At 69.3% G+C, this 14190-nt stretch carries 1 protein-coding gene (cut by a window edge); it reads right to left on the bottom strand.

What is annotated here, in order from left to right:
• Positions 1 to 14190: the start of a non-ribosomal peptide synthase/polyketide synthase gene (locus H4F70_RS04330; RefSeq protein WP_182359153.1), read on the bottom strand. The gene continues 19575 nt to the left of window position 1, outside the view; 14190 of the gene's 33765 nt are visible here — the first part of the coding sequence; the start codon lies at positions 14188 to 14190; the stop codon falls past the left edge of the window.

Genomic DNA, 14190 nt, shown 5'->3' with positions numbered 1-14190 from the left:
CACGTGCTCGCGCAGCGCGGCGGTGTCGATCGAGCGCCCCGTCACCGGCAGGACGTAGCCGACGATCACCTCGTCCCCGGAGGGGCCGGCCACCGTCGCCGCGCTCGCGAACTCCACGTCCGCGTGCCCGGCCATCGCGGCCTCGATCTCGCCGAGCTCGATGCGGAAGCCGTGCACCTTGACCTGGAAGTCGCTGCGGCCCACGTACTCGACGGCGTGGTCCGCGGTCCAGCGCACCACATCGCCGGTGCGGTACATCCGCTCGCCTGGCTCGCCGTACGGATCGGCGACGAAGCGCGCCGCCGTCAGCCCGCGGCGGTCGTGATACCCGCGGGCCACACCCGGGCCAGACAGGTACAGCTCGCCGGCGACGCCCTCCGGCACTGGCTGCAGCCGATCGTCCAGCACCAGTTCGCGCACGCCGCGCACCGGCCCGCCGATGGTCACGCGATCCCCGGGCCGCACCGGGTCCGAGATATTCGTCATGATCGTCGCCTCGGTAGGCCCGTACCCGTTGTGCAGGTGGCGGCCCGGCCCCCACCGGTCGGCCAGCTCGGCCCCCCAGTGCTCGCCGCCCACGACCACCACCGCGAACTCGTCGAGCCCGGACGGGTCCACCGATGCCAGCGCCGCAGGCGTGATGAACGCATGCGTCACGCGCCGTTCGCGGAGGAATTCGCCCAGGTCCGTCCCGCCGTACACGTCGGTCGGGGCGATGACCATCGTCGCCCCCGCTCCGGTCGCCAACAGCAATTCGAGCACCGAGGCATCGAAGCTCGGCGACGCGAAGTGCAGTGTGCGCGAATCCGTCGTGACCTCGTAACGCTCGCGCTGCTCGAGTGCGAAGTTCGCCAGCCCGCCGTGCGTGACGACGACGCCCTTCGGCCGGCCCGTGGTGCCGGAGGTGTAGATCACGTATGCCGCATTCTCCGGCGCTACCACGCCCCTGCGTTCCGCGTCGGTCACTGCGGCGGCCGACTGCCGCGCGCACCACTCGGCGCACGCGTCCGAATCCAGTTCGATCCAATCGGCGCCCTGCGGGAAGTGGTCCGCATCTGCGGCCACCGTCAGCCCCACCCGCACGCCGGAATCGGCGACCATGTGCGCGATGCGCTCCGCCGGATACGTGGGGTCGATCGGCACGTACGCGCCGCCCGCCTTCGCGACGGCCCAGATGCCCAGGATCGACTCGACCGAGCGCGTGATGCCCAGCGCCACGAAGGTCTCGGCGCCCACGCCACGATCCATCAGCACCCGCGCGAGTCGGTTGGACCGCTCATCGAGTTCCCGGTAGGTGACCCGGCGGTCGCCGGATTCCACCGCGATACCGTCCGGGTTCGCTTCGACTGCGCGCGCCAGCAGGGTAGGGAGGGTCCGCGCTTCCACGCTGGAAACGCCGCGCACGGGCACCAGGGTGGTGCGCTCGGCAGCGCTGAGCACGTCGATGCGCCCGATATGCGCGGAATCGTCCGCCACGACCGCCTCGAGCACCCGCAGGTAGCGCTGGACCAGCGATTCGACCGTGCCCGCATCGAAGATGTCGGTCGCGTACCCGGTATGGATGCCGATACCGCCGGGGGTGCCGTCCGCGTTCCAGCGCTCGGAGAGGTCGAAGGTGAGGTCGAACTTCGCGACCTCCACGTCCACGGCGCCCGGCGCGACCTCCAGCCCCTCGAACTCCAGGGTGGGCACTGCATCCGCCTGGTGGGTCATCATCACCTGGAACAGCGGGGTGTGCGCCGTGGAGCGCGGCGGGTCGAGGATCTCGACGAGCCGCTCGAACGGCACGTCCGCATTGCCGAACGCGCTCAGGTCGGCCTCGCGCACGCGGCCCAGGAACCGGGCGAAGTCCAGCTCCGGATCCACGTGCGTGCGCAGAACCAGGGTATTGACGAACATGCCGACGATGTCCTCGAGCGCCGGCTCGCCGCGCCCGGCCACCGCCGCCCCGACGGCGACGTCTTGCGTGCCGCTCACGCGGGAGAGCATGACCGCGAGCGCGCCATGCAGCGCCATGAACAGCGATGCGCCGTTGCGGTGGGCCAGATCCACCAGCGCGCGATGCGTCTGAGGGTCGATATCCGCCATCACCGCACCACCGCGCATATCACGCGTCGTCGGCCGCGGCCTGTCCGTCGGCAGCGCGATCGACTCCGGAATCCCGGCCAGGGTCTGCGACCAATAGGCGATCTGCCGTGCACCCCGGGCGTCCGGGTCGTCGTGCGCGCCCAGAAGTTCGCGCTGCCAGATCGCGTAGTCGACGTATTGCACCGCCAGCGGCGGCCGGTCCGGGGCCTCGCCGCGCACGCGGGCCGCGTAGGCGACCATCATGTCACCGGCCAGCGGTGCCGACGATGCACCGTCGGAGGCGATGTGATGCAGCACCAGAGCGAGCACGTGCTCGGTGGGGGACGTCCGGAACAGCCGGACACGCAGTGGCGCGTCCGCGGTGAGGTCGAATCCGCGTGCGGCGATGGCGAGCAGCTCGTCCGAGAGCCCCGCTTCGTCGACATCCACCGGGGTGAGGTCGATCTCCACCTGCGCGGCGGGGAGGATCACCTGCTCGGCCTCGCCGTCCGCGCCGGGGAACACCGTGCGGAGCGTCTCCTGGCGCTCGACCACGTCCCGCAATGCCGCTGCCAACGCGTCGGTGTCCAGCGATCCGGAGAACCGCACGGACAGCGGGATGTTGTAGGCGGGCGACTGCGGGTCGAACCGGTTGAGCAGCCACATGCGCTGCTGCGCCATCGACAACGGCAGGTGCTCGGGGCGTTCGGCGGCGACGAGCGCCGGACGGGCGGCGCCCTCCCCCTCGGCGTGTTCTGCGAAGTCCGCGAGCAGCGCGACCGTGGGCGCGTCGAACAGGTCCCGCATACCGATTTCGACGCCGAACGCCTCGCCCACGCGTGCGGTTACGCGGGTGGCGCTCAGCGAGTTCCCGCCCAGGTCGAAGAAGGACTCCTCGACGCTGACGCGGTCCAGTCCGAGTACGTCGGCCACGATGCCGGCGACCACATCCTCGGCCACGCCGCGCGGGGCGACGTACCGGCTCTCGTCGACATTCATCACCGGCGCCGGCAGTGCCTTGCGGTCGATCTTGCCGCTGGGGTTCAGTGGCATGCCGTCGAGTACCACGACGGCCTCCGGCACCATGTACTCGGGCAATTTCCCGCCGAGCTGCGAGATCAGGTCCGATTCCGCCATCGACGCACCATCGCGGGCCGTCACGTAGCCGACCAGATGCTGGCCGCGATCGTCCTCATGCACCACGACGACCGATTGCATGACCCCTGCTGCGGCGGTCAGCGCCGTCTCGATCTCCCCGAGCTCGATGCGCAAGCCGCGGATCTTGACCTGGAAGTCGCTGCGGCCGATGAACATCAGCTCGCCGTCGGGGCGGCGCCGCACCAGGTCGCCCGTGCGGTACATACGCGTTCCCGGCTCGCCGAACGGGTTCGCGACGAATCGGGACGCCGTCATCGCGAACATCCCGCGGTAGCCGCGACCCAGGACGATGCCGCTGATGTACAGCTCGCCCGTCACCCCCGCCGGCACCGGTCGCAGCCGACTATCGAGCACGTAGTACTCCGCACCGGCGAAGGCATCCCCGATCGGGATATCGCCGTCCTCCGCATCCAGGGAGGAGAGGTCCACCTCGAAGCAGGAGGTCGTGTCCGACGTCTCCGTGGGGCCGTACGTGTTCAGCATCCGCGTGCGCGTGCCGATCAGCGGCCTGCGGGCCGCCTCGCGGATGGGCTCACCGCCCAGGACGATCCACTCGAGGTTGGCGATCGCTGATGCGGTGTCGAGATCCACCAGCACCTCGAAGGCGCTCGGGGCCATGTTCGCGACCGCGATGTCCCCGGTGGCCAGTTGCCGCAGAATCGACTGCGGATCGAACCCGTCGGCGGCGAGGTGGAGAACGCCGCCGAAGCCGAGCGAGAGCCAGATGTTCTTCTGCGTCTGGTCGAACAGCGGCGAATTGGCGACGAGCACTCCGGTGCCGGCACGGAAGTCCAATGCGCTGCGGTACCACTGGAAGTCGTTGGCCACACCGCGCATCGGCACCATCGTCGGCTTCGGTTTGCCCGTCGATCCGGAGGTGGTGATCACGTACGCGAGCCGGTCCCCCGCCGCGGCGTCCGCCCAGGCGTCCGGGAGGTCCGTGTCATCGCGGTCTGCCAGACGTACGGCCGTGGCGGGATCATCCAGAGCGATTGTCGTGAACGGCAGATCAGATTCCGGCCGCCAACCGGACGTGGTCACCACCGCCGACGCATCGAGCACGCCGACGAGTTCGATGATGCGCTCGAGCGGCCACGCCGGATCCAGCGGGCAGTACGCCGCACCCGCCTTCCACGCCGCGAGCATGCCGACCACCCATTCCGCCGAACGTGGCACGATCAGCGGAACCACGTCGTCGGGACCGACGCCGCACGACTGCAACTCCCGGGCGAGAGCGTTGGCGCGGGAGTTGAGTTCCGCGCGGGTGAGCCGCTGTTCGCCGCAGACGACCACAAGCGCATCCGGATCCTGCACGGCCAGTTCCTGCCAGCGCCCCGCAGCGCTGGTCAACGGCCAGCCGTCCGGATCCGGTTCGTCGCCGGGCGCCGTGTGCACCGCCGGCTCGTCAGGCACGATCTCGATATCGCCGACCAGCGCGTGCGCGTCCGCGATGACCTGGTCGAGAACGGCTCCGAAGCCTTCGGGCGCGGTCATTATCGTCGGCACCAGCCCGGACAGGACGACGGAGACGATCGCCTGGTCATCCATCCCGCGCTCGGCCATCGTCCCGGCGAGCAGCTTCATACGCTCGTCGAACTCGCGGTAGGTCACCCGCATGCCGTCGTGCTCCACGGCGATCGCCTCGGGATCGACGCGCACGGCCGCCGCCAATAGTTGCGGCAATTCACGGACCGTCATCACACGCTGTGATTCGGCAGGAGCCAACTGGGCTTTCTCCTTGTCGGTGAGTATGTCTATATCGCCGATCGCCACGGCCGCGTCCGACGCGAACGCTTCGAGGACGAGGACATACCGCTGCACGATCAATTCCACGGTCGACCGGTCGAACAGATCGGTCGCGTACGTGCAGCGCGCGTCGATGCCGCCGCCCGCGCCGTCTTCACCGACCTGTTCGGAAAGCGTGAACGTCAGATCGTATTTGGCGGACTCCGCCATGTCCGCAAGCACGTTGACCCTGAGCCCGGGCAACTCCAGAGTCGCCTGCGCGTTGTTCTGGAAGGCGAGCATGACCTGAAACAGCGGCGCGTACGCATTGGAGCGCACGACCCCCTGGGACTGCACGACAGTCTCGAACGGCACGTCGGCGTTGTCGAACGCCGCCAGATCCGCCGTCCGTGCAGAAGCGATCAACTCCGAAATCGGAGCCGCCGGATCCACTTCGGTGCGGAGGACCAGCGTATTGATGAGCATGCCCACCAGATCGTCCAGTGATCGGTCCCCCCGGCCGAACATCGGAGTACCGACCGCGATGTCGTCGCTGCTGGACAGCCGCGCAAGCAGTGCGGCGAGCGCGGCGTGCGCGACCATGAACAAGGTCGCATTATGCGAGGCGGCGACCTCGTTCAGACCTCGGGTGAGTTCCGCATCGATCGTGAAATCGATGTGGTCGCCGTTCATCGACTGCCGCGCCGGGCGCGCACGGTCCGTCGGCAATTCGAGACGTTCGGGCAACCCCGCGAGCTCGCGCCCCCAGAACGCCAATTGGCGCGCGGCGAGAGAATCGTCGTCCGCCGGATCGCCGACGACCTCATGCTGCCACAATGCGAAGTCGGCGTACTGTACCTCAAGCGGCTCCCACTGGGGCGCGCGGCCGGAGCAGCGCGACGTATACGCCACCATGACGTCTCGCGCGAGCGGCATCAAGGAGGCTCCGTCCGCTGCGATGTGGTGCACCACGAGGATCAAGTAGTGGTCGTCGGGCCTCATCTCGAACAAACGAATGCGCACCGGCACTTCTTCGGCGACGTCGAAGCCCAGTGCAGCGAAGCCGTTCAGCGTCTTATGCAGATCAGCGTCGGAGACCGTCTGCCGAACCAGGTCCGTGGCGACGTCGTCCGCCGGAATGATCCGCTGGTATGGCCCTTCGTCCGAATCCGGGTAGAAGGTACGCAGCGACTCGTGCCGCCCGAGGACGTCCCGCACCGCGGCCGACATCGCTTCCGCGTCGAGTTCCCCGGTCAGGCGCACCGCCATCGGGACGTTGTAGGCGCTCGACGAGCGATCGTAGCGGTTCATCAGCCACATGCTGCGCTGTGCCAGCGACAGCGGAATCCGCTCAGGCCGCGTCCGCGCAGCCAGGGCGGGGCGGTCGCCGCCGGCCGTTCGCGCCGAGTCGAGCCGCGCAGCCAGGTCCGCCGCACAGGGCGCCTCGAACAGATCGCGAACTCCCAGCCGCGCTTGTCCGTCCGCATTGATCCGCGCGATCACCTTGGTGGCGATCAATGAATCGCCGCCGAGTTCGAAGAATGAATCCGTGACGCTGACGGACTCCACACCGAGCACTTCGGCGAAGACTCCGGCGACCAGGGCCTCCGCCGGATCACGGGGTGCGACGAACTCGCCGATCGCCCCGCTGATATCGGCTATCGGCAGTGCGGCGCGGTCCAGCTTTCCGACGGCCGTCAATGGAATCTCGTCGAGGATGACGACCGCGGAAGGCACCATGTAGGATGCCAGCGATTCGCCGACGAATCGGGTCAACTCGGCCGTGTCCAGCTCGGCCCCGTCACTCGGAAGCACGTAGGACACGAGCGCTTTCGCACCCGACGGCAATTCCTGGCCGTGGGTCGTCGCGAACTCCACGTCCGGATGCCGGGTCAAAGCCGCGTCTATCTCACCGAGCTCGATCCGGAAGCCGCGGACTTTGACTTGGAAGTCGCTGCGACCGACGTATTCGATCGTCAGAGCGCCGGCATCATCCTCGATCCACCGCACGACATCGCCCGTACGGTACATGCGCGTGCCGTCGCCGCCGAAGGGATTGGCGACGAACCGCGCGGCGGTCAATGCACCACGCCCATGGTATCCGCGCGCCACATTCGGCCCGCAAATATAGAGCTCGCCGCGAACCCCGACCGGGACCGGGCGCAACCGATCGTCCAGGACCAGCGCCTCCACCCCGCGGACCGGTCCGCCGATGGTCACACCGTCATCCGGGCGCAGACGATCGCTGATGTTGGTCATGATCGTCGTCTCGGTCGGGCCGTAGCCGTTGAACAAACGCCGCCCCGGAGCCCAGCGCTGCACCAAGTCCGACGGAACCGCTTCGCCTCCGGCCACGACGTACTGGAAATCGTCGAGCCCCGACGGATCCACCGACGCCAGCGCCGACGGAGTGATGAAACCGTGCGAAACGGCTTCCTCCCGCAGGAAGCGCGCGAGCTCAGGGCCGCCATAGAGGTCGTTCGGAGCGATGACCAGGGTTGAACCCGAACCGAAAGCGAGCAAGAGTTCCAGTACGGACGCGTCGAAGCTCGGTGACGCGAAATGCATCGGCCTCGAGCTGGTCGACAGCTCATACCGTTCGCATTGTTCGGCCGCGAAGTTCGCCAGCCCGCCGTGCGTGACCACCACACCCTTGGGCAGCCCGGTGGTGCCCGACGTGTAGATCATGTAGGCGGCGCCGTCCACCGACACCGGCGCGAGTCGCTCGGCGTCCGTGAGCGGCGCGTCCGAGTACCCCGCGGTGAGCGCCGCGACGGATTCGGCGTCGATGTCCGTCCATGAGAGCGCGCCGGGCAGCGCGGTGCGCTCCGAGGGAACGGTCAGCCCCAGCACCGCGCCGCTGTCGCCGACCATGTGCGCGATCCGGTCGGCAGGGTACGTCGGGTCGACGGGGACATACGCGCCGCCCGCCTTGGTGATCGCCCAGATGCCCAGGATCGACTCGATCGAGCGGCTGATCGCCAGCGCCGTGAACGATTCCGGGCCCACGCCGCGGGCGACGAGCACGCGCGCGAGGCGGTTCGACAGCCGATCGAGCTCGCGGTAGCTCATCTGTCGGTCGCCGGATTCCACGGCGACGCCGTCCGGGTTCGCCGCGGCCGCCCCCTCGAGGATCTGCGCCAGCGTGCGCGACTCGAGCGCCGGACCGCCGCGCACCGAGGTCAAGCGCGCCAGCTCCTCCGGATCGAGAATCTCGATACCGTCCGCGGGCGCGGACGGGTCGAACGCCATGCCGTCGAGCACGCGCAGCAACCGCTCGACGAGCTGGCCCACCATCGCCCGGTCGAACGACGCCGGCAGGTATTTGATCCGGAACCGCAGTTCCGGGTCCTTCAGCACCATCAGCGCCAGCGGATAGTGCGTGGAATCGACCACGGACACATCGTCGACGAACATCCCGGCGATGTCCGTCTCAGCGGTGAGCCCGCTGCGGTCGACGGGATACGACTCGAAGACCGTCAACGTGTCGAACAGTTCGCCCACCCCGGCCAGGCGCTGGATCTCCGTCAGGCCCACGTGGTGGTGATCGAGCAGCGCCGCCTGCGCGTCCTGGATTCTGCGCAGCAGGCCCTCGACCGCCTCGTCCGCCGCGAGCCGGACCCGCACGGGCACGGTGTTGATGAAGAGGCCGATCATCGACTCCACGCCCGTAAGCTGCGGGGGGCGTCCGGATACCGTGGCACCGAAGACCACGTCGCGGCTGCCGGTCAGCCGCGACAGCACGATCCCCCACGCCGCCTGCACCACGGTGTTCAGCGTCACGCCCGCCTCCGCGGCGAGGCGTTCGAGTCCGTCGCGCAGGCCCGGGTCCACGTCGACGTCCAGATCCACCGGCTCGGCGGGCGCATCCGGATTCGGGTTCCGCGGCGCGAGGAACGTCGGTTCACCGATGCCGGAGAGCTCCCGCGCCCAGGCCTCGCGTGATGCCTCGGCATCACGCCGCGACAGCCAGCTCAGGTAATCGCGGTACGGCCGCATCCGCGGCAGCACCGAGGCGTCCCCGTCGCCCGCGTACAACATCAGCAACTCGCGCACCAACAGCGGGGTGGACCAGCCGTCCAGCAGGATGTGGTGGCTGGTGATCGCCAACCGGAACGTGTCGGGAGCGAGCCGCACCAGGCTGAACCGCATCAACGGCGGTGCCGCCATGTCGAACTTCCGCGTGCGGTCGTCCGTCTGCATCCGTTCGAGCTCCGTGTCACGCTCCTGCGGCGGCAGATCGGTCAGGTCCACGACGCGCCACGGTGCATCGAGCCCGTTGAGCACGATCTGCGCCGGCGCACCGGACTCGTCCTGCACGAAGGCGGCCCGCAGGTTCCCGTGCCTGTCGATAAGACGCTGCGCGGCGGCGTGCATGCGCTCGGCGTCGACACTCCCGTGCAGGTCCAGCACGATCTGCGCCGTGTAGACGTCGAGGCTCCGCTCCGCGAACAGAGCGTGGAAGAACAACCCCTCCTGCAGCGGCGAGAGAGACCAGACGTCGGACATCCCGGCATGGCCACGGGCCCAGGCATCGAGCTGGTTTTGGTCGGCGCACACCAGCGGCACGTCCGACGGTGTCAGCCCGGCACCTCCGTCCGCGACGTGCGCGACGAGCGCCCGCAGCGCGGACGTCCACAAGTCGGCCAGGTGCTGCACGCGGTGCTCGTCGAGTACGCGCGAAGCGAAGGAGAAGGCGGCCGCCAGCCGCTCGCCGTCCACGCCCGGAGCCGAGATCGCATTGATCTCCAGCGGAGAGTTCAGCGCCATCGCGCGGCCCATGGTGGCCTTCAGGTCCCCGGCATTGCCCGCGGGCATCCAGCCGAACTCGCGCAGCGCCTCGGGAATGTCGCCCGCCGAGACCCGTCCGAGATAATTGAACGTGAACTCCGGTGCAGGCAGTTCCCGCAACACGGCCGCGGATTCCGGGTCCAGGTGGCGCAGCAGGCCGAACCCGATCCCACGACCGGGTATCGCCCGCAGCTGCTCCTTGACGGTTTTGAGCGCCTCTCCGGCCGCCGCACCGCCCGCCAACGCGTCATCGACATCGATCCCGCCGATGTCGAGGCGCACCGGGAATTCGGAGGTGAACCAGCCGACCGTGCGTGAGACATCTGCGCCCGGAAGGAGATCCTCCTCCCTGCCGTGCCCCTCGAGGTTCACCAGCGTGGAGCCATGCCCCGCGCCGTCTTCTGCGCGCCACCGTGCGACCGCGAGAGCCAAGCCGGTGAGCAGCACGTCGTTGACGTCCGCCCCGTACGCCGTCGGCACCGTCATGAGCAGATCGCGGGTTTCGGCGGCGGACAACTCCACGGACGCGCGGCGCGCCGTCGCCCCGGTGTCGATGGCCGGATCGAACGGGGCGGTTCCGATCATCGGATCCGGCTCGTCGAGCATCGAGCGCCACACGTCCAACTCGCCGCGTCGCGATGCCGCCTTCTCCTGAAGGCCGTACGCCCACCGGCGCGCGGAGGTGATCGCGGGGGCCAGATCCGGCGCCGCGCCCGCCGCGCATGCCGCCCATGCGGCGGCGAAATCCGGGAGCAGGATCCGCCACGACACCCCGTCGACCGCGAGGTGGTGGACGACGATCAGCAGCCGCTCGGCAGCGGCGCCGCCAGCATCGTCAGCCGGTGCGTCGTTGTCACAGTCGCCGCCGGACCGGGCCGCATCGCCGTCCTCGGGAGTGAACCACACCAGCTCGATCAAGCGGCCGGCATGCGGATCGAGTCGATCCGCCGCGGCCTCGAGCGACGCACGCTCGACCTCGGCGAACCGCTCGGGATCCCTCATAACGTCGGATCCGACCCGGCAACGCTCGACCATCGCGGTCGCATCGACCACTCCGGCGGGCTGGAACACCAGCCGGTCCCGATCCAAACGGGCCCGCAGCGCATCGTGGTGGTCCACCACATGCTGCAGTGTGGCCACCAGACGTCCGATTTCCGCCCCCGCCGGCGCCGTCACCGCCATTGCCTGCGCATAGCGCCCGTAATCGCCGCGTGCCCGCATCGCATGCGCGATGGGGGTCAACGGCGCCGGACCCACTCCGCCGCCCGAGTACTCCTCGAGCACCTCGGCCCGCGCCCGGTCCGCAGGCTCCGCTACTTCGGCCAGCCCCGCAACTGTCCTACGCTCGAAGACATCCCGGGCCTTGAAGACCAGACCCCGCTCTTTCGCGCGGGTGATCAGCTGGATGGCCACGATGCTGTCCCCGCCGAGGGCGAAGAACGAATCGTCGACCCCCACTTCGTCGACCCCGAGGACCTCCGCGAACGCCCCGGCCAACGCCTTCTCGACCTCCGTCGTCGGGGCCCGGAACTCGGCGTCGCCCCCGGCGAACTCTGGGACCGGGAGGGATCTGCGGTCCAACTTGCCGCTGGGACTGAGCGGCAGCTCCGCGAGCGGGACCACGATGTCCGGAACCATGTAGCCGGGCAGTGCAGCGCCGATTCCGGCCAGCACGTCCGCCGAGTCGATTTCGGCGTCGCCGGCGGGCACGGCGTAGGCGACGAGCCTCCGCCCGAGCGGAGTGTCGACCACGGCGGCGGCAGCGGCGCGCACGCCATCCTGCTCCAGCATCACCGACTCGATCTCACCGAGCTCGATGCGCTGCCCCCGCAGTTTCACCTGATGGTCGGCGCGCCCCACATACTCGAGCTGCCCGTCCGTCCGCCAGAGAACCAGGTCCCCCGTGCGGTACATCCGGCCGCCCGGTGCACTGAAGGGGTCCGCGACGAACCGATCCGCCGTCAGATCGCTGCGCCCCGCATACCCGCGAGCCAATTGCGCGCCCGACAGGTACAGCTCGCCCACGGTCTCCACCGGAACGGGCCGCAGCCGGGAGTCGAGCACGTACGTGCGCGTATTCGCCACCGGGCCGCCGATCGGCACCGCGCGGGCGCCGTCCGTCTGCATCGGCGCCGCAGTGGCGTGCACCGCGGCCTCCGTCGGACCGTAGAGATTGTGCAACTCCGCACCGCTGAACCGGGCGAACTGATCGGCGGTCGGGCCGGACAGCACCTCGCCTGCCGCGAGAACCAACCGCAACGACCAGCTGTCCTCGGGGCGCGTGGCGTCGATGAATGCGGAGAGCATCGACGGCACGAAGGACGTGGCCGTCACCCCGTGTTCCGCGATCGCCTCCGCGAGCCGCACCGGATCCCGGTGCGCCTCCGGCTCCGCGATGACCATCTGCGCACCGACGGTCAACGGCGCGAACAGTTCCCACAGGGAGACGTCAAACGTGAACGGCGTCTTCTGCAGGACGACATCCTGCGGGCCCAGCGCGTACCGGGACGCGAGCCACTGAACCTGGTTGGCGATCGCCTTCCTGCCGACTTCGACGCCCTTCGGCCGGCCGGTCGAGCCGGAGGTGTAGATCACGTAGGCGGCATTGTCGACCCTGACTGGCTGCTTGCGGTCGGCGTCGGTGACCGCCGATCCGTCGTAGGCGTCCAGGGACAGCTTGTCGATCGCCAAGCCGCCGACACCGCTCGGCAGGTCCGGCGCATCGGAGCGTGTCGTCAGCACGCACTCGGGACGCGCCGACTCGAGCACATAACGATTCCGCTCGACCGGGTGCTCCGGGTCGAGCGGCACGAAGGCACCGCCGGCCTTGAGCACCGCGTACATCCCGGCGACCATCTCGACCGACCGGCGCGTCGCCAATGCGACCCGCGATTCCGGCCCCACACCGAGTCCGATCAGGTATCGGGCGAGTCGATTGGTCAGTGCGGCGAACTCCGCGTAGCTCCACTTCCGCCCGCCGAAGGCGATCGCCGTCGCGTCCGGGGTGGCGGCGGCCTGAGCATCGAACAACTCGATCAGCGTCGCGTGCTCGTACGACTCCGCCGTGTCGTTCCACTCATACAGCACGGTGTCGCGCTCCGCGCGGCCCACCGGCTCGAGATCCCCCAGCGCCGTCGATTCGTCGACGCCCATGAACTCGCCCAGGAAATGCAGGAAACGATCGTGGTGCCGGCCGAGCTTATCCTGCGCGTACAGCGCCGGGTTCGCCTCGAAGTCCACGTGGATCTGCGAGCCGGCCACCGACTGGTAGATGTTGATCGCCAGGTCCTCGACCGGGCCGGTCGAGAGCACGTTCAAGTGCCCCGTCGCGCCGCCGAACCGCACCTCGCTGTGGAACAGCATGATGTTCACGGCGGGGCCGAAGAAGCCGCGGTGCGTCGAATCGAAGCCCGCATCGCGGCGAATGTCCTCGTGGCGGTACCGCTGGTGGCGCAACGCCCCCATGAGCTCGGTCTGCACGCCCGCGACGAGGCCACCGACGGTCTCCTCCGGCACCACGCGCACGCGCAGCGGCACCACGTTCGACACCATTCCGCCGGAGTTGCGCATGGCCGCCGTGGTGCGACTCGACACCGGCAGGCTGAGCACAATGTCGTCGCGGCCCGTGACGCGCGCCAGGTACACTGCCGCGCCGGCGATGAGCATCGGCGCGACCGACGAGCGCCCCACGTTCGCCTCGAGCGCCTCCTCCGCCGCCGGCGGCAGGGGGGTGCTTGCGACCATGCTGGGCACCTGCGCCTCCGCCTGCCTCCCCGCCAGGCTCAGCGCCTCCGGCAGGTCATGCGTGCGCTGGGCCCAGTATTCGCGGTCCGCCTCGAACCGCGAGGAGCCGCGGTACTCGAGCTCGGCGGCGTGAATGCGATCGAGCTCGCGCGCCTTGGACTTCGGCGGCTCGGTGCCCTCGACCAGCGCGCTGTACACCTCTGCGAGGCGGTTCATCATCGTCATCCCGCCGAAGCCGTCCAGCGCGATGTGGTGCACGCGGGTGTAGAGGAAATAGCGCTGCGCTTCGAGGCGGAGCACCACCGCGACCGTCAACCGGTCCGCATAGATGTCCAGCGGCGCGGAATACTCGCGCCGCATCCACGCCAGCGCCGCCGCCTCCGGATCCGCCGCCGAGCGTAGGTCCACGTAGGACACCGAGTCCTCGATGGCGCGGTCGACGATCTGGTACGGGCGCCCGCCCGCCTCGACCAAGCGCAGGAACGCCGAGCCCAGCTCCCGGCCGACGCGGACATTCGCCTCATTGTACTTGTCGAAGTCGAGCTCGCCCCGCACATCGATGTACTGCGCGATGTTGACCGGTACGTCCGGCGCGACCTCCTGCGCCGCCCAGATGCCCGACTGCGCGGGCGACAACGGGAACGCGCCCTCCGGAACCTCTCCGGCCGGACCCCCGTAGATCCCCTCGACCCCAGGCACCAACAT

The organism is Tomitella gaofuii (genome assembly GCF_014126825.1).
Lineage (GTDB): Bacteria > Actinomycetota > Actinomycetes > Mycobacteriales > Mycobacteriaceae > Tomitella > Tomitella gaofuii.
The sequence above is the reverse complement of the archived record's forward strand: the minus strand, read 5'-3'. Positions and strand labels throughout refer to the sequence as shown.